Annotated in this window: 18 protein-coding genes and 2 pseudogenes; 12 read left to right on the forward strand and 8 right to left on the reverse strand. The window is 58.2% G+C overall.

Annotated features, from left to right (window positions below):
* Nucleotides 1–51 precede the first annotated feature (51 nt).
* From WF331_RS17295 to WF331_RS17305, 3 genes and pseudogenes are all read left to right on the forward strand, one after another.
* Entirely contained in the window at nt 52–1,152 is a 1,101-nt protein-coding gene (locus WF331_RS17295) for a low temperature requirement protein A (protein WP_340623147.1), read from the forward strand.
* Nucleotides 1,153–1,380: 228 nt separating this feature from the next.
* Entirely contained in the window at nt 1,381–1,683 is a 303-nt protein-coding gene (locus WF331_RS17300) for a putative quinol monooxygenase (RefSeq protein ID WP_023047152.1), read from the forward strand.
* A gap of 194 nt (nt 1,684–1,877) precedes the next feature.
* Nucleotides 1,878–2,060 (forward strand): annotated as a pseudogene (locus WF331_RS17305) (monovalent cation:proton antiporter-2 (CPA2) family protein); the annotation flags it as partial.
* A gap of 38 nt (nt 2,061–2,098) precedes the next feature.
* Here the strand turns inward: WF331_RS17305 and WF331_RS17310 are convergent.
* Together WF331_RS17310 and cynR are read right to left on the reverse strand one after the other, a co-directional pair.
* Nucleotides 2,099–3,098, reverse strand: a pseudogene (locus WF331_RS17310) (LLM class oxidoreductase).
* Nucleotides 3,099–3,577: 479 nt separating this feature from the next.
* Nucleotides 3,578–4,489 (reverse strand): transcriptional regulator CynR, encoded by a 912-nt coding sequence (cynR, locus tag WF331_RS17315; RefSeq protein WP_284361293.1) that lies wholly within the window; start codon nt 4,487–4,489, stop codon nt 3,578–3,580.
* 112 nt (nt 4,490–4,601) lie between these two features.
* Here cynR and WF331_RS17320 point away from each other — a divergent pair, with 112 nt between their 5' ends.
* From WF331_RS17320 to WF331_RS17335, 4 genes are all read left to right on the forward strand, one after another.
* Nucleotides 4,602–5,261: a carbonic anhydrase gene (locus WF331_RS17320; protein ID WP_016500698.1), complete on the forward strand. Its 660-nt coding sequence runs from the start codon at nt 4,602–4,604 to the stop codon at nt 5,259–5,261.
* A gap of 26 nt (nt 5,262–5,287) precedes the next feature.
* Nucleotides 5,288–5,758, forward strand: coding sequence for a cyanase (gene cynS / locus WF331_RS17325; RefSeq protein ID WP_284361298.1), 471 nt, complete (start codon nt 5,288–5,290; stop codon nt 5,756–5,758).
* Nucleotides 5,759–5,824: 66 nt separating this feature from the next.
* Nucleotides 5,825–6,082: a DUF2790 domain-containing protein gene (locus tag WF331_RS17330; RefSeq protein WP_049273517.1), complete on the forward strand. Its 258-nt coding sequence runs from the start codon at nt 5,825–5,827 to the stop codon at nt 6,080–6,082.
* 47 nt (nt 6,083–6,129) lie between these two features.
* Nucleotides 6,130–7,353: an amidohydrolase family protein gene (locus tag WF331_RS17335; RefSeq protein ID WP_340623148.1), complete on the forward strand. Its 1,224-nt coding sequence runs from the start codon at nt 6,130–6,132 to the stop codon at nt 7,351–7,353.
* Nucleotides 7,354–7,381: 28 nt separating this feature from the next.
* On the opposite strand, the gene WF331_RS17340 is transcribed toward WF331_RS17335, so the two are convergent.
* The 5 genes from WF331_RS17340 to WF331_RS17360 form a co-directional block, all read right to left on the reverse strand.
* Nucleotides 7,382–8,635 (reverse strand): NADH:flavin oxidoreductase/NADH oxidase family protein, encoded by a 1,254-nt coding sequence (locus tag WF331_RS17340; RefSeq protein WP_340623149.1) that lies wholly within the window; start codon nt 8,633–8,635, stop codon nt 7,382–7,384.
* A 155-nt stretch (nt 8,636–8,790) separates the two neighbouring features.
* Complete coding sequence (locus WF331_RS17345) at nt 8,791–9,252, reverse strand: MerR family transcriptional regulator (RefSeq protein WP_340623150.1); 462 nt, start codon at nt 9,250–9,252, stop codon at nt 8,791–8,793.
* 95 nt (nt 9,253–9,347) lie between these two features.
* Nucleotides 9,348–10,055, reverse strand: coding sequence for an anti-sigma factor (locus tag WF331_RS17350; protein ID WP_049273510.1), 708 nt, complete (start codon nt 10,053–10,055; stop codon nt 9,348–9,350).
* Nucleotides 10,052–10,600 (reverse strand): sigma-70 family RNA polymerase sigma factor, encoded by a 549-nt coding sequence (locus WF331_RS17355; protein ID WP_041168100.1) that lies wholly within the window; start codon nt 10,598–10,600, stop codon nt 10,052–10,054. The genes WF331_RS17350 and WF331_RS17355 overlap by 4 nt, the downstream gene beginning before the upstream one ends.
* A 108-nt stretch (nt 10,601–10,708) precedes the next feature.
* On the reverse strand, nt 10,709–11,236 hold the full coding sequence (locus WF331_RS17360; protein WP_340623151.1) for a DUF3455 domain-containing protein: 528 nt from the start codon (nt 11,234–11,236) through the stop codon (nt 10,709–10,711).
* 208 nt (nt 11,237–11,444) lie between these two features.
* Here WF331_RS17360 and WF331_RS17365 point away from each other — a divergent pair, with 208 nt between their 5' ends.
* On the forward strand, nt 11,445–11,861 hold the full coding sequence (locus tag WF331_RS17365) for a GFA family protein (protein WP_080642804.1): 417 nt from the start codon (nt 11,445–11,447) through the stop codon (nt 11,859–11,861).
* Between the two features lie 129 nt (nt 11,862–11,990).
* A complete protein-coding gene (locus tag WF331_RS17370; RefSeq protein ID WP_284397275.1) occupies nt 11,991–12,860 on the forward strand; it encodes an AraC family transcriptional regulator in 870 nt (289 codons plus the stop codon).
* On the opposite strand, the gene WF331_RS17375 is transcribed toward WF331_RS17370, so the two are convergent.
* A complete protein-coding gene (locus WF331_RS17375; protein ID WP_016500709.1) occupies nt 12,842–13,798 on the reverse strand; it encodes a LysR substrate-binding domain-containing protein in 957 nt (318 codons plus the stop codon). The genes WF331_RS17370 and WF331_RS17375 overlap by 19 nt on opposite strands.
* A 48-nt stretch (nt 13,799–13,846) precedes the next feature.
* On the opposite strand from WF331_RS17375, the gene WF331_RS17380 reads away from it, so the two are divergent.
* The 3 genes from WF331_RS17380 to dusA all read left to right on the forward strand — a co-directional run bounded on the left by WF331_RS17380 (nt 13,847) and on the right by dusA (nt 16,359).
* Complete coding sequence (locus WF331_RS17380; RefSeq protein ID WP_049824920.1) at nt 13,847–14,653, forward strand: NAD(P)H-dependent oxidoreductase; 807 nt, start codon at nt 13,847–13,849, stop codon at nt 14,651–14,653.
* A complete protein-coding gene (locus tag WF331_RS17385) occupies nt 14,650–14,940 on the forward strand; it encodes a DUF1330 domain-containing protein (RefSeq protein WP_016500711.1) in 291 nt (96 codons plus the stop codon). Before WF331_RS17380 ends, WF331_RS17385 begins: the two co-directional genes overlap by 4 nt.
* Before the next feature lie 408 nt (nt 14,941–15,348).
* Complete coding sequence (dusA, locus tag WF331_RS17390; protein ID WP_340623152.1) at nt 15,349–16,359, forward strand: tRNA dihydrouridine(20/20a) synthase DusA; 1,011 nt, start codon at nt 15,349–15,351, stop codon at nt 16,357–16,359.
* Nucleotides 16,360–16,405 lie beyond the last annotated feature (46 nt).

A 16,405-nucleotide genomic window follows, 5' to 3' on the forward strand; every position in this document is an offset into this window, starting at 1 on the left:
CAACGTTAGCTTCCTTTTACATTAAAGAGGTGGGCACGGAGCCGGCAACTAATGAAATCTTTTAAGTATTATGAAGAAAATCGACACGCCACATGGTTGGAGTTGTTTTTTGACCTGACTTTCGTTGTTACGATAGGCCAAGTTACGCACACTCTCGGACATGTTCATGATGGACACTTTGAACATAAGCAATTATGGACATTCTTACTGCTTTTTGTGCCGTTGTGGTGGATCTGGTCCAGTCACACGATTTACTCCAACAGGTTCGATACAGACAGCAATCTTCACCGTTTGGCAACATTATTCATAATGCTCCTGCTCATTGTGCTATCGGCACGGATCGGGGAAGACTTGGAAGTGAACTACCCGCTCATCATTGCCTGCTATTTTGGTATACGTGCAATCATCAGTGTTATGTATATTTCGTCCATTAGTAAACTCGATTCTCGCGGCGAACTTTCCTCAAGGCTTGGCTTCGCCCTATTAGTTAGCGCAGTTATTAGCCTTTCATCCGTTATTTTTGACCCGCCCTTGCGTTACCTTGTTGCTTATATTGGGATTGTTCTTGATATTCTGTTTCCTGTATTTTTCTGGACTAAACTAAAACCGTTGCCAGCACACACAGAGCACTTGGTTGAGCGCATAGGCCTACTCACCCTAATCTTATTGGGGGAGTCAATTATTAGCCTTTCCGGAGGCTTATCTAACATTCAATGGGGTTATTATAACGTGATGGCAGCCATCACCGGATTTATCATGATTTGCAGTATCTGGTGGATCTATTTTGATAGTTTTTACTTGCTGAACAAACATCAAAGCAGTATGAGTGGGCACGCCTTAATCTACTCGCACCTTTTTCTTTTTATGGGGCTGGCACTTCTGGCAAATTTGATTAGGCATGCGATCCTGAACGACATTGCGATACGCGATTTCCAGATTATGTCGATCACCGGCATGGCCTTGTTTTTCCTAGGTAAGCAATATGGCTATTTCATAGCCGTGAGTAGAATAAGGAAATACATCCTACAAAACACGTTGATAGTGTTTTCTTTGGGCGGGTTAGTCGTGTTTTTACCCCGCGTCGAGTACATATTGGTCGGCCTGACAGCAACCATGATCTCTTATGTTTTTCTAAATTTCAGATATCGTTGAATCATCATTATCAGACCAGAGGGTGGGACCAAGTGAGCAAGTGGCTGACTTGCGGTTACATGCTGCCCACTACGTCGTTCTCACTGCTCGTGCGCTACTCGCCGCTACCCTTGGTCTATTTGGGTTTGTAATCCTGGTATCGTCGACCATAGTTAAGAGTCTCGGATGCCCCTCTTAGCTATCGCGATCTGATAGCGCCAGCCGCATCGTAACGACAGGAGCCACATCATGGTCAAAGTAGCGTTGTTCGTTCGCCTAGAAGCAAAACCCGGGAAAGAAAAGGATGTAGAGAGCTTTCTTTTGGGTGGCCTTCCGTTAGTGGAGGAAGAGCCAGCCACTACAGCCTGGTTTGGAATCCGCTTGGGGCCGTCCACCTTTGGCATCTTTGACGCATTCCCGGATGAAGCGGGCCGGCAGGCTCATCTTTCGGGCAAGGTCGCGGCGGCGCTTATGGCAAACGCTGCCGAGCTATTTGCCGAACCGCCATCAATCGAGAAGGTTGACGTCCTTGCGGCCAAGCTACCCGGCTAAGCAAACCCAATAGGAAGCTCCAGTCAGTACTGGGAGGCCCACGATGTATTTTGTGAAAATCAGGATAGCCTGGGCCTGCTGCTGTTCCGGGCGGTGATCAATCAAAACACTTGTATTGAAGATAAATGTCATGGCTAAAGTGCCGTGTCCAGGATTCATGCCATGCTTGCGCGCTCGGTATAAGTGAAAGGATACGCGCGCAAATCGTGTCCAGGGACGGCGTGGAAGCCGCACAGAATCTGCAAGGCAACGTGCTCATCACGGGTTTAGGCTGGGTAGGGTAGATTGTTTGCCGGGCACCGGTCGCTCATGGCGCGAAGATCTCCATCATTGATATAGAACCGGAGGTCATCCGCGCCGTGACACCTTATGGTTTCGTCAAGTGAGCATTCGTCGGCGTAGCAGTGACCGATGTTCAATGAGCTGCCTGACGCGGCTGCACTCCGAACTGCGCAACGATGTGCGTACCCAATTCCTCAATAACTTCCACCGCAGGGCGCTTGCCGTATTTGAGATTGAGAATGACGTGGTCCACGCCGATTTCCTCAAGCGACTCCAGCAAAAAACGTAGATGGTAACGTCCAAGTCTGAACCCCAAATGGATACGTGTGGGTGGCGTTGACGGATTCTCATCGAGATCGATGTACAGCGACTGAGTAAAGGGCTTATACACAGAACCACATTGTTTCGTGACCTCCAGTCGCCAATCTTCCACGACCAGCCGCTGCATGTTCGGAATGCGTGGATAGTTGATCCATCCGTTGCTCTCACGCGCGATCCAATCCAGTGACTGGCGACTGTTGCCGGTCACGAGCATTGGAATGAATTGGGTGGTCGGTTTCGGAATCAGGTCTGCGCCTTGCATTTCACCAGTGCTCCAGTGGATGGGCTCAAAACTGGTGCTGTGGGCGCGGCGAATCACTTCGTAGTGTTCTCGAAAGATCTCTCCACGCCTTTCTGGATCGACGCCAAACGCCGAAAACTCCACTGGCCGATCTCCCGAAGCAACCCCCCAGAATCAAGCGACCAGTGCTCAACTGATCTACGCTGGCTGACGCCTTGGCCGTGTGCAGGGGATGGTGCAGCGGGATGGCGATGGAGGCGGTGCCAAGTGCAATCTCCGAGGTATGGGCGGCCATATAACCCAGGTAAACCCAGGGGTCGAAGACTTGGCCGACATCGCCGAAGGCAGGGTCGCGAAGCGGCACGTCGCGAAGCGGCACGTCGCGAAACCAGAGCGCGCAGAAGCCCAGCGCCTCGGCTTGTTTAGCCAGTGTGACCTGGTTGAGCATGCTCGGAGTGTCCCCGTCGAACGCCTCCATGGGAAAGAATAATCCAAGGCTCAAATGCCCCTGAGTGAAGGTTCGGCTGAACCCTCGATGCTTCTGGTAAGGAATCGTGCTCGGCCGATACATACGGATTGACCTCATGGCAGAACGTGAACAGCGCCCCCGTTTCCAGAGGTGCTGCGGCATCGGTCGCTTTTGAACGGCAGTGGGGGGACTGGGTCTGGCTTTTACCCGTTGCGCCGTACTGCTGGTCGTGTGGACCGGACTCAGGGGGCAGTTGCTGGCGATAGGCGCGGGTTGGTCCGGGTGGGTGTTAAGCGGACGGTCAAAGGAAGTCAGATCTCTCGGTTCTATACCACCAGATGGGCAAGGCGTTCGAGGAATCATTCTATAAGCGTAGGCGGTTTTGCAGCTCTCCGCCATATTCTTACAATCGAGCCGCTGGCGGGCGAAAGTCGCGTATCGAAGGCCGTTATCGGTCGTTTCCTGCCATTCCAGAACGGCCGCTATTGGCCGGTAGCTGCCTTTCGCGGAGGGCAGCTATGGGTCGTTAGCTGCCCTCCGCCAAGGGCAGCTTTGGGTCGATAACAGCCTATCGCGCCCTTCTACATCAACCGGGCGGAGCAGCCGGGCGCCCCAAGTTGCTTGGCCACTTTCATTGCCAGTTCGACAAAGGCTCTCGCTGCAGCCGTTTGATAAACCCCTTTTCGTTGCATCAGAACAGCAGTGCGCTGCAAGCGCTGCTGGTCAAGCTCGATAGCGACCAACTGCTCGTGAGCCTGGGCGATGGTGGCCGGCAACAAGGTCGAGAGCTTGGTCCTGCTGACCACTTCGATAAGCGCACTGATGGTATTGGCTTCCACTTGTACGTGAGGCCGAATGTTGTGCTGGCGGCAATAGCTGTCGATCTGCCCACGCGTGGCAAATTCGGCGCTCAAGAGTATCAGCGATTCTGAGTTCAACGCCTCCAGGCCAATACTGGCCGTCGTGGCGAGGGGATGCTGCTTGCCTACCACCAGCGCGAGGGTTTCGACCAGGAGCGCTTGGGACTCCAGGTCCAGATGATGGCCGTTGTCGAACGCTATGCCCACATCAACCTCGTCGGCCAACAACAATTCTTCCATCGCCTCTTGGGCGATCTCTCGCACCACCAGCGTGATGTTCGGGTAGCGGCCATGGAACGCTGCAACCAGCGGGCCAACGAGATAGCTGGTAAATGTCGGCGTTACCCCCACCCTAAGTGACCCGCGGCTCAGATCGCCGAGGTCATCAATGGCTCGTTTTGCCTCCTGCAGTTCCTGCGCGGCCCGCTTGGCATAGCGCAGATACACCTCGCCGGCATCCGTCAGCCGCGTGGTACGGCCGGAGCGATCGAACAACGTTGTGCCGAGGCTCTCTTCCAGCTGCCGGACCTGCTGCGACAAGGCCGGTTGAGACACATGCAGCGCCGCAGCGGCGCGGGTGAAACTGAGATGGTTTGCCACTGCGATGAAGTACTGGATGTGTCGGGCAAGCATGGACGCACCTATAAGATTAACTGATCTACCAGATCATAAATCAGACTTTTACCTTATTGAAAGGGCTGCGTAACCTTTGCTTCAACACATCGCGTCATTCAAGGAGTCAACCATGAAAGACATCATCGACGGGTTTCTGAAGTTCCAGAAAGAGGCCTACCCCGAGCGCGTCAAACTGTTCAAGGACCTGGCCAGCCAGCAGAGCCCACGTGCCCTGTTCATCTCATGCTCCGACAGCCGCCTGGTGCCGGAGCTGGTCACCCAGCGTGAACCCGGAGACCTGTTCGTCATCCGCAATGCAGGCAACATCGTGCCGTCCTACGGCCCCGAGCCTGGAGGCGTATCGGCCTCGGTGGAATACGCCGTGGCGGCCCTGCAGGTTTCCGACATCGTCATCTGCGGCCACTCCGATTGCGGTGCCATGACGGCCATCGCCACCTGCAAGTGCCTGGACCACATGCCCGCAGTGGCCGGCTGGCTGCGCTACGCCGATTCCGCACGAGTGGTAAACGAAGCCCGCAACCATTTCGGCCCGCAGGCCAAGGTCGAGGCCATGGTGCGCGAAAACGTGATCGCCCAGCTTGCCAACATCCAGACCCACCCCTCGGTGCGCCTGGCCCTGGAAGAAGGCCGCGTGACATTGCATGGCTGGATCTACGACATCGAAAGCGGGCTGATCGAGGCCTTCGATGGCGGTACAGGCACATTCGTATCCCTAGCCCACAACCCCGAAGTACACGCCGTTTCCCATCAACCCAAGCGCGTTGCCTAAGTATTTTTCAACCAAGGAGAAACACCATGATCCAATCGCAAATCAGCCAGAACACCCGCCTTGCCCTGAGCGAAGTCATCCTTCTGGCCAAAGCCCGCAAAGACCTGTCGTTCTCCCAGATCACCGAAGGCACCGGCTTGTCCGAAGCGTTCGTCACCGCAGCACTGTTGGGCCAGCACCCGTTGCCGGCGAGCGCCGCCCAGGTGGTGGGTGACAAGCTCGGCCTCGACGCTGACGGCATCGCACTGCTGCAGACCGTGCCACTGCGCGGCAGCATTCAAAATGGCGTCCCGACCGACCCGACCATCTACCGCTTTTACGAGATGTTGCAGGTGTACGGCACCACCTTGAAGGCGCTGGTTCATGAAAAGTTCGGCGACGGCATCATCAGTGCCATCAATTTCAAGCTGGACATCCAGAAAGTCGAAGACCCCGAGGGTGGCTCGCGCGCGGTGATCACCCTGGATGGCAAATACCTGCCCACCAAACCGTTCTGATCTGGCTGCAACACATGGGCTCGGCCGCAATGTTGCGGCCGAGCCACAACCTGAAGGTGATCAAAATTGAAAGCGTTGTTCGCATTGATACTAGGCGGGCTGTGTAACGTGGCGATGGCGACCGACGTCGAGCAACAGGTCGAGCAGGCACCGGTTGAACAATACAGCTACTCCCGGCACCTCGATATCGCTCGCGTCATTTCCATGAGCCAGGTACCTGATGTCTGCGAGGTGGTACCCGCTCGCATGACGTACGAAGACTCCCAAGGCAATGAGCATGTGCTTGAGTACCGCGTGATGGGCAATGGTTGCTCGAATAACTGAGCCCGGCCTTCGCAGCGCGGCCGCACTCTATATGAGGACTGAAGTTGATGGACCTTATCTTTCGCAATGTACGCATTGACGACGCCCAGCCACTGGTAGATGTGGCCGTGCAAGCAGGCAAAATCGCCGACATCGCGCAGCACATCGCCACCACCGCAGCGCACGAAATCCAAGGCGACGGCAAAGTGCTTGTTGCCGGGTTTGTCGAAGGCCACCTGCACCTGGAAAAAGCCAACGTGATGCACCGCAAGGCCAACCGTTCCGGCACCTTGAAGGAAGCGATCGCCGTCACCGCCGAACTGAAGCCCACACTGACCCGTGAGGATATCCGCGAACGTTCGATCCAGGTGCTGCGCGCACTGGTTCAGGCCGGTACCACGCATGTACGTGCCCATGCCGAGTTCGACCCCGCCCAAGGCTTCACCGGGCTCGAAGTGGTGCTGGAGTTGCGCGAGCAGTTCCGAGAGGTGATCGACATCCAGGTCGTGGCCTTTCCGCAAGAAGGCATTCTCAAGCTGCCTGGCATGCAGGCCATGATGGCCCAGGCAATGGAGATGGGCGCCGATGTGGTGGGCGGCATTCCCTACAACGACGTGTCGCCGCTGGAGCACATTGATTTCGTCTTTGACTTGGCCAAGCGCTACGGCAAAGACATCGACTTGCACCAGGACTTCGCCGATGACGCCGAGCACATGACCATCGAGTACGTGGCACGTCGAACCATTGCCGAAGGCTACCAAGGACGGGTCTGCGTTGGGCATCTGACCAGCCTGGCCGCTGCCTCGCCAGCGCGACAGGCACAAGTGATTGCGTTGCTACGTGAGGCCGACATCAGCGTGATGTGCCTGCCCGCCACCGACCTGCACCTGGGAGCTCGGGGTGACAGTCACAATGTCAGACGCACCCTGACACCGGTGCGTGCACTGCGCGACGGCGGTGTCACGGTTTGCCTGGCCACCAACAACATCCGCAACGCATTCACACCGTATGGCACTGGCGACCTGCTGCACATTGCGCAACTGGCCATTCCCGCGTGCCACTTGGGCGGCGCGGATGATCAGGCCACCGTGTTGTCGATGCTCACGACCAACCCTGCCAAAGCGTTGGGCTTGAAACGCCACGGTTTGGCGGTGGGCAATGATGCCGACGTGGTGATGGTGGATTGCCGGGCTGTGGCCGATGTCATTCTCGACCTGCCGACACGGCTGATGGTACTCAAGCGCGGCAGCGTGGTGGCAACCGCTGAGCACCGCAGGTCAGTCGCATTCTGAGGCCATCGGGGAGTGTTCCAGGGCATGCTCATCCTGCGTCTCCCAGCCCATTATGCGAAGCCTTTTCGATCCATCTCCGATACTGGCGAGTACGAACGGCCATGGAGAGCTGTTGCAAGATCAGCGCGCGTACTGGTGAAACACTCGGGTCGGGCTTTTTAGCTCGGCTGAGTTTGCGCAATTGGTACTTCACTACTGCCATGTTCGCCAAGGCTGCCAGGGCTTTGTTTTTCCAGGTGATCGGCGGCAATTGCGGGGCATTTTCCTTGCCTTGCAGCCAGTCACGAGGCAAATGCGGATCGATGGCCAACGCGGTTCCGATGCCCACCATGTCCACACCACGCTGCACGACGCTTTCGGCCACCGGGCGGCGACGTATACCGCCGGTGACCATCACCGGCATCCTGGCGACGGTCTGGATCTCACGGGCGAACTCGACGAAATATGCTTCGCGAGCCAGGGTACGGCCATCGCGCGCTTCACCTTGCATGGCCGGTACTTCGTAACTGCCTCCCGACAACTCCACCATATCCACGCCCAGGTCGTTGAGCCACCCAACTACCCTTTTCGCGTCATCGGCGCTGAAGCCTCCGCGCTGGAAGTCAGCCGAGTTGAGCTTGACCGCCACTGCAAAATCCGCAGAAACCACAGCCCTGACCGCCTTGACGATTTCGAGCAACAGGCGTGCCCTGTTTTCCAGAGCCCCGCCCCACTCGTCCGTCCTCTGGTTGGTCAACGGCGACAGAAACTGGCTCAGTAAATAGCCATGGGCAGCGTGGATTTCCACGCCAGTGAACCCTGCGCGCTCGCCGAGGCGTGCGGTATTCGCAAAGCGCTGGATAACCTCTTCGATCACGCCAGGGGTCATTGCATACGGCGTGACAAAATGCTTGGACATCTTGCCAAGCTCCAGCGGCACTGCTGAAGGTGCCCAGGTTTTTTGCCCAAGGTTGGCCTGCATCTGCCGGCCTGGGTGATTGATCTGCAACCAGAACTGCGCGCCGCCGGATCGCCCCACACGCGCCCAGCGCTTGAATTTGTGCAGTTGCTGGTCGTCCTGCAACACCACGCCACCCGGCCCGGTCATCGCGCGGCCGTCGACCATCACGTTGCCGGTGATGATCAGGCCGGCACCACCGTCGGCCCATGCTTGATAGAGACGCATCAGTGCTTGGGAAGGCGCCTGATCGGCGTCCGCCATGTTCTCTTCCATGGCGGCTTTGGCGATTCGGTTCTTGATGGTCGAACCGTTGGGAAGCATCAGGGTGTCGAATACGTTCATGGGCAGTCCTCAACTGAAGATGAGGCCACCTTAAGATTAAAGTAAACTTTAAGGTCAACAGCTTTTTCAGGTTCATCGCACCAGCCCCTGGCAAGCTCGCTACCTGATCGACATGTATACCCTGATCCTGGCCGACAGCTGTCTTGCCAGCCCTGTCACGGCGCCCGCCGGGACGCGGATTTTACTGCACGCTTGCCTGAGGCTTGGCCAACCCCTTCTTCACGCAAACGATTGATCAGCATTTGCGCATTTTCCGCACACTCCATACCTTCGGGCTTACCCTCGATGCCTTGGATGACGAGAAGAAGCTGCGCTTTGTTCTGCGCTAGCCGGCGCTGCAGAACACCAATTTCCTCAACCTTTTGCTTGAGTCCACTGAGCAACTGGTCGTGGTGCCAGCCGCTGGCATTCGTCGGCATCAGTTGCCGTATTTCTTCCAATGAAAACCCCGCCGCCTGCGCTCCGGTGATAATCTCCAGCACCCATTGGGTCTCAGGCGCGTAGTCCCTGTAGCCATTCGCTTTGCGCTCGACAGATCTGATCAAGCCGCTTGCCTCGTAGAACCGGATGCGTGACGGTGCCAACCCGCTGATTTTCGCCAGTTCGCCAATTCTCATAACCCACCCTGAAAATGCTATCGACCCCGAGTTGACTTTAAAGCTGGAGTCATCGGTCAGCCAAGCGAATCAGTATTGCCTGGGGCCCGCCTACGTCATATTACTTTCACTGCGCGGCCGATGAACTTGACCGGGCCTGTTGGAGCACCAGTAGGAGAGCCCCCCGCTTTCTCAAGGGTCAGCTCGAACAACTGGTTCGGCTCAAGCGCAGGCAAGCGCCTCAGCGGCACGCGGTACTGTTCGCCCGGTTTGACCAACCCCAGCGAAACAGGTGCGCGCCACTGCTCGCCCTTGGTCCAGAACTGCAAGGTCATGCCTTCGGGCACATCGTCCACGCCAAGGGGGATCAGTTCGATCATGCTGGCATCGTTGGCTTGCACTACCCAACCCGGGGCCTGGCCCGACGGCGCCACGAGCACCACCATGTAGGTGGTCACAGGCGGCGCCTTGGTCAACAGCGCCAAGGCCAGAAGCAAGCTTGCTGCAAGCCCCGCAGCGCTCAAGCCCTGCCAGAGTCCAAGCCGCTGCCACCAGCCAGCGCGTGGATGCACTGGCGGGTAAGCCTCTTCAAGGCTGCGCTCGATCCGGCCCCACAAGCGGTGGCTTGGCGTGACGGGTTCAACTTGCGTGGTCAGTTCAAGCAGGCGGGCCTCCCAGGCATCAACTGCGGCTTTTACGGCCGGCTCCGTTTTCAACCGGTCCTGCATGGCAGCACGCTGCTCGCCACTCAAGGTACCCAGCACATACTCGGCTGCCAGGTCGTCCAGGTCCTCGGCGCTCTCATCACCCGGGGTACGCTTCATGTCATGCACTCCCGCAGGGCCTTCAGGCTTCGCTTGATCCATGCCTTCACGGTGCCCAACGGCGCACCCAGCAGGGTTGCGATTTCGGCATTGCTGCAACCATCCACATACGCATGCAGGATGCAACGCTGGGGAGCGGGTTGCAGTTGCTCAAGGCAGCGATAGATTTTCGCCGAGCCTGACCATAGTTGCAGGTCGTCCAGCTCCGGGGCCAGGGTTACAGCCGCGATCACGCCAGGCTCGCCCAGGTCGGTTTCCCAGCGGCCGTCACGCACGAAGTTCAGCGCCAGGTGACGGGTGATGCTGTACACCCAGCCTCGGGCTGAACCGCGCGATGGGTCATAGCTGGCAGCACGTGTCCAGATACGCACAAAGGCATCGTGAACGATGTCCTCCGCGCTCGCCTGATCGCGCACGATGCGCCGTGCGACGCCCAGCAAACGTGCCCCCTCATGCTCATAGAGCGCCTGCAAGGCGTGGCGGTCTCCTTGGGCACAAGCGGCAAGACAGCCCTCGAAATCAAATGGAACAACGGGCGAATTCAAAATGGGGCGTTCCTTCATCATGAAACCTGGACGGTGCCCTGGCTTAGCAGCCTGGGGCACGTCCAGCAGCGTAGATGATCAATCGCTGGCGTGCCGCTCAAGCCCTCGTCACTTGGCGGACCAGAACACGTAGTCCGCCTGGTACTTGACCCTCTGCTGCGCGCCTTTGCTCTGCGCCGTACAGTCCACAGAAGGCGCTACGCCACCGCGAGTCGCCAGGCGCTGGATGTAGCTGACTCCTTGCATCGCGCCATTGCCCTCGGCAGGGTTGGCCTTGACCAGTTGATACGGGATATCGCCTTTGGCCACCGGGGCGACGGCAAGCTGGGTGCCGGTCACTTTCGAACCGTCCTTGGCCTGCCAGGTGGCCGGAGGACCAAAATAGTCACCTACAGGTTTGCCGCTGCGATCATTGAGCACCGCCTTGGGGCCGACGAAGGTCCACTCCGTCTGGCCTGGCGCATTGGCCTTGTCGCGGCATTCGTAGGTGATCTCACCGACACCGACGGTTTCCAGCATGATGGCGTGGCCATCGGGAACCTTGACCGCCTCCGGGACGCCCGACTGGGCATGGGCGGGGGCAGATGCCAGTACAAGGCAGGCGGCGAGCAGGGAGAAAGCGGGCTTGATGATCATGGGGCGAACTCCGTGGGGGTCATGGGTCAGGCAATCACCGACTGCCTGATAAGAACTACCCATCGGGTGCCGTTCTGGATGCACCGGCTCAACAATAATTTTGCATGCGCGTTATCGATACCGTGCTGACAGCGAAGCAGGCGTGCCACGGTCGACTGATCACGCCGGGGCGGTTACGCTGGCGTTTTCCACCTGCACGGAAGCGCCAGTGAAAGAGTCATACCAAGGAAGCTGCTTGTGCGCAGCGGTCAGTTACCTGCTGCTTACCACGCCAAAAGCTGTGAGCCACTGCCATTGCAGCCAGTGCCGCAAAGGGCACGGGGCAGCATTCGCTTCATACGGCAGCGTTCCGCGTAGCATGCTGCGCATCCTTCGTGGCGCCACCAGTATCAAGACCTATGCGTCTTCGCCGACGGTGGTGCGGGAATTTTGCGTAGAGTGCGGCTCGACCTTGTTCTGGTCACGCTCCGAAGGTGAGTTTGCCGACTGGGTTTCGATAGCACTTGGCACGCTTGATACACCGTTCCTGCCCAAGAAGCAGAAACATCTGCACGTCGACTCTGCTGCCCCTTGGTGCTTTCCGTTCATCCCGTCTGATTGCAAGAGCAGATCAGTTGACCGCTGAGTTCGATGCAACGGCGCTGCCATCCACGGTGGCGTCAGGATAATCCGCAACAGAGCAATCACGGCTAGGCACCTCGATGCCTGAACAACGGATGCTAGCGCTCACCGCACCCTCCGGAGACTTCGCTCGTTGACTGACTCACAGCACAGCCCTGCCTATGCAAAACGGTTCGAAGCCGTGCTTGCCTACATCGACAGCCACCTCGAAGGTGACCTGTCGGTGAATGCCTTGAGCCGCATCGCCAACTTTTCGGCGTTTCACTTTCACCGGCAGTTCACGGCATACATGGGCGTTCCGGTTTCACGGTATGTGCAACTGATGAGGCTTCGACGTGCGGCGCACCAACTGGTCGCCTCGCCCGCAACACCCGTTCTGGATGCCGCATTCGGCGCCGGCTTCGAAAGCCCCGAAGCCTTTTCCAGGGCGTTCAAGCGTGCGTTCGGCATGGCGCCGAGCGTGTTCGCCAAGGCGCCGAACTGGCAGGCCTGGAGTGCGGTATTCGTTGTTCCACGCCTTTGCAGGAGTATCACCATGCAGATCCGTATAGTGGAGTTCGCCGAAACCCGCGTGGCCGCGCTCGAACACCGAGGGCCGCCCAGCCTGGTCGGTGAAAGCGTTGCGCGTTTTCGCCAATGGCGCATAAACAGCGGCCAGTCGCCGGTGGCCAGCAGCCGCACCTTCGGCATCCCCTACGACAACCCCGATACCACCCCGCCCCACGACTTTCGCTTCGCCGTTTGTGGGGAGATGAACGAGGCCGTGCAGCCCAATGAGTTCGGTGTGCATGAACGGGTTATACCGGCGGGCCGTTGTGCCGTGATTCGGCATAGCGGCTCGCCTGACTACATTGGCGAAACCATCTACCCGCTGTACCGGGACTGGTTGCCGTCGAGCAATGAAGAACTGCGCGACCATCCGTTGTTCTTCCAATACCTGAGCGTGTATCCGGAAACGCCACTGGAGCAGTGGGAAACGGATATCTATGTGCCGCTGAAGTAGGCCGGGCCAAGGGTGGCAGCAGCAGCCAGCCACTCAAACAACTGCCGAGCAGCCGCGCCCAAAGGCCGGTCGTTACTATGGACCAGGTAATAGTTTTTCCCAGTCAGCAGGACATGGGGGAACAGCTGTACCAAACTGCCCTGCGCCACGTCGTCCTCCACCAACCAAGGGCTGGTCAGCACAATGCCCTGGCTGCGCCGTGCAGCATCGATGGCCATTTCCGACTGATCGAAACGCAAGTCGCTCTTCAACCTGTCGAAGGACATTCCGACTTGCCCTAACCATCGCGACCAATTGGCGTGAGAGGTGGTATAGAGCACCGTCGCGCGTACCATGTCCTCGATGACGGACAGTTGCAGACGCTCGCGGTATTCAGGGCTGCAATAGACGCGAGCTTCATCACGCAGCAGCAACTTCACCTGGAGGTCGAGGGCTTGGCCGTCGAAATGGCGTACGGCCAGATCATAAGTGCCCGACTGAAAGTCGACAGGCGCCACGGATGCGCTCACGTGAAGCTTCAACTCTGGATACGAACGGGTCAGGTCAGGCATCCGGCGGGCAAACCAAGTGTTCGCGAACGCGGGTGGCAGGCTCAGATGCACGTCGAATTCGCCGCTGCGCTGCAGCGCAAGATTGGCGTGTTCAAGCTGCTGAAGCGCTGGCTTGACTTGCGCCCAATAGCGCAGTGCTTGTTCGGTCGGCTGTAGCCTGCGCACGCTGCGCACGAACAGAGAGGTACCCAGCCAGTCTTCCAGCTTGCGAATCTGTTGTCCCACCGCCCCAGGCGTAACGAACAGTTGCTGAGCTGCCAGTACCGCACTGCCGGTGCGCATGACAGCGTCGAAACAGACAATGGCCTTCATCGGGGTATCGGCTCGCATAGCGTAGTTTTTCTCTTTCATACCGTCACGAGAGATGATTTGTACCGGGTTGGCCATCTCACCACAATCACCTCAGCAATCTTGCCGGCCCGAGGGGTACAACACGTGAACGTTCTGATTATCCATGCCCATCCCGAACCTTGCTCCTTCAATGGCGCCATGACCCGGACTGCGGTGCGTACGCTTACCCGGCTAAACCATGAAGTGCGGGTAAGTGACCTTTATGCCATGGGCTGGAACGCCGTACTGCAGGCAGAGGATTTCTCCGAGCGGGTCGATGGGCACTTTTTTGACCCCGCCACGGAGCAGGCGCACGCTCAGGTTACTGCGACGGTATGTAGCGAGGTTAAGGCCGAGCAGGACAAGGTCGCATGGGCCGAGCTGGTGATTTTCCAGTTTCCGATGTGGTGGTTTTCCATGCCAGCCATGCTCAAGGGCTGGGTTGATCGTGTCTTGAGCCGCGGTTTCGCCTATTCCACCGGGCGCAAGTACGATACCGGACACCTCAAGGGCAAATGCGCAATGCTCAGCCTCACCACAGGTACCGCAAGCACCCTGTACGCACCCAACGGCATTGACGGTGATCTGCACCACATTCTCTGGCCCATTCACAACGGCATACTGGCGTACACCGGTTTTACCGTGCTCCCCCCCTTTGCCGCGTGGATGCCCGCCCAGGTCAGCCAACAGCAACGGGAGGATTATCTGCTGCAGTATGCCGAGCGGCTATCACGGCTGGGCGATATGCAACCGCTGTTCTTTCATCCACGGCAGGATTACGACGAGCATCAACAGCTCAAGCCAGGCATACCCGCCCGTTCGGGCGTCCAGTGGAATCCCCGCGCTGGCCAGACCTTCGAAGCGTCTGCGAGCAAGAATTTTGATAGTGCTGCAAATGGAGAATCATCGTGAAGGGCTATTGGATCATTTTCGGTGCCGAGGTAAACGACGCCGATGCACAGCAGGAATATGGCCGACTGTGGGCACCCATCAGTGAGAAGTACAATGCCAAGGTCAAGGTTCTGAAGCCTGGGACATTGGTCGAGGCCCAATCCAGCCAGCGCGTGCTTGTGGTCGAGTTCCCTAGCTACGCGCAAGCCAAGAACTGTTATAGCGATCCTGATTACACCGCCGCAAAACAGTTCGCGCTTCGCGCCTATTGCCGCGAACTGATCATTATTGAAGGCGATCTCGCCTAGCCTCATCGCTAGGGGAGACTATCGGCGTCAGGGCCCAGAGCTTTCCGGGATACTGAAGGCGAGCGACCTCATTGCTGTAGTGCCGCGTCGCTTAGCGGCGGATGTCGATAGTCTCGTCATGCTTTAGCCAGTTTGTGGCCAGCCCCCTCCGGCCCTTCTCGTCGTTTTGTTCAAACCTGAGCTAGCTGCTCCCGGGCGAACGTCTGGGCTTCTTGGTAGACTAATACACCTTTTTCTTGAGGCAGATCTGGACGGTATAGCTCACCGTCCCAGCAGCCTTTTTCCTTGCTCTGATAGTTGCCATGGTTTTCGGTGGTACAAGCGTGATTGGCATTGGTACATCGTACCAGTGCGCAACCAAAAAGCGCCCAAAACCCCGAAAAATGGTACCAAAATGCGTAGACCAGAATGCCCCTAGAATTAGCCCCAAAGCCAGAAACCACGCGCCCTGAGCCGTCACGCCGCTTCAGCGTTGCACCGATGATGGACTGGACAGACCGCCACTGCCGCTTCTTCCTGCGCCTGCTCTCCAGTCAAACCTTGCTCTACACCGAAATGGTCACCACCGGTGCCCTGCTGCACAACGACGCCCACCGTTTCCTGCGCCACGATGCCTCCGAGCACCCGCTGGCCCTGCAACTGGGCGGTAGCGTACCCGCCGACCTCGCAGCCTGTACACGCCTGGCCGAGGACGCGGGCTATGACGAGGTCAACCTCAATGTCGGCTGCCCGAGCGACCGGGTGCAGAACAACATGATCGGCGCTTGCCTGATGGCTCACCCGGCGCTGGTGGCCGATTGCGTGAAGGCCATGCGGGATGCGGTGTCGACACCGGTGACGGTCAAGCACCGTATCGGCATCAATGGCCGCGACAGCTACGCCGAACTGTGCGATTTCGTCGGACAGGTACGTGAGGCTGGGTGCCGGAGTTTTACCGTGCACGCGCGTATCGCGATTCTGGAGGGGCTGTCGCCGAAGGAAAACCGCGAGGTTCCGCCCCTGCGCTATGACGTAGCGGCGCAGCTGAAGGCGGACTTCCCGGACCTGGAAATCGTGCTCAATGGCGGGATCAAGACCCTGGCAGAATGCCAGGCCCACCTTGAAACCTTCGATGGTGTGATGCTGGGGCGTGAGGCGTATCACAACCCTTACCTGCTGGCCGAGGTGGACCAGCAGCTGTTTGGCAGCGATGCGCCGGTGGTCAGCCGTAGCGAGGCGTTGGCGCAGTTGCGGCCATATATCGTGGCGCACATGGAAAGCGGTGGCGCGATGCACCACGTTACCCGGCATATTCTGGGGCTGGCCCAAGGGTTCAAGGGGGCGCGGCGCTTCCGTCAGTTGCTGTCGGCGGACATTCACAAGGCGGCGCAGCCGCTGGCAGTGTTTGACCAAGCGGTGGAATTGCTGCAAGGCCGGTGATACTACCCGTGCACGCGACCCGGCGGTTCCTACAGACGATCGTGCG

Origin of the sequence: Pseudomonas sp. YNh (assembly GCF_037993085.1) — a bacterium.
GTDB classification, from domain to species: domain Bacteria; phylum Pseudomonadota; class Gammaproteobacteria; order Pseudomonadales; family Pseudomonadaceae; genus Aquipseudomonas; species Aquipseudomonas putida.

Excerpts from the sequence above, each read along its gene's own strand:
- WF331_RS17360 (WP_340623151.1), bottom strand. The coding sequence starts at position 11,236 with ATGATCATCAAGCCCGCTTTCTCCCTGCTCGCCGCCTGCCTTGTACTG.
- WF331_RS17340 (WP_340623149.1), bottom strand. The coding sequence starts at position 8,635 with ATGAACGTATTCGACACCCTGATGCTTCCCAACGGTTCGACCATCAAG.
- WF331_RS17375 (WP_016500709.1), bottom strand. The coding sequence starts at position 13,798 with ATGGCCAACCCGGTACAAATCATCTCTCGTGACGGTATGAAAGAGAAA.
- WF331_RS17345 (WP_340623150.1), bottom strand. The coding sequence starts at position 9,252 with ATGAGAATTGGCGAACTGGCGAAAATCAGCGGGTTGGCACCGTCACGC.
- WF331_RS17320 (WP_016500698.1), top strand. The coding sequence starts at position 4,602 with ATGAAAGACATCATCGACGGGTTTCTGAAGTTCCAGAAAGAGGCCTAC.
- cynS (WP_284361298.1), top strand. The coding sequence starts at position 5,288 with ATGATCCAATCGCAAATCAGCCAGAACACCCGCCTTGCCCTGAGCGAA.
- WF331_RS17350 (WP_049273510.1), bottom strand. The coding sequence starts at position 10,055 with ATGAAGCGTACCCCGGGTGATGAGAGCGCCGAGGACCTGGACGACCTG.
- WF331_RS17295 (WP_340623147.1), top strand. The coding sequence starts at position 52 with ATGAAATCTTTTAAGTATTATGAAGAAAATCGACACGCCACATGGTTG.
- dusA (WP_340623152.1), top strand. The coding sequence starts at position 15,349 with ATGCCCCTAGAATTAGCCCCAAAGCCAGAAACCACGCGCCCTGAGCCG.
- cynR (WP_284361293.1), bottom strand. The coding sequence starts at position 4,489 with ATGCTTGCCCGACACATCCAGTACTTCATCGCAGTGGCAAACCATCTC.
- WF331_RS17300 (WP_023047152.1), top strand. The coding sequence starts at position 1,381 with ATGGTCAAAGTAGCGTTGTTCGTTCGCCTAGAAGCAAAACCCGGGAAA.
- WF331_RS17335 (WP_340623148.1), top strand. The coding sequence starts at position 6,130 with ATGGACCTTATCTTTCGCAATGTACGCATTGACGACGCCCAGCCACTG.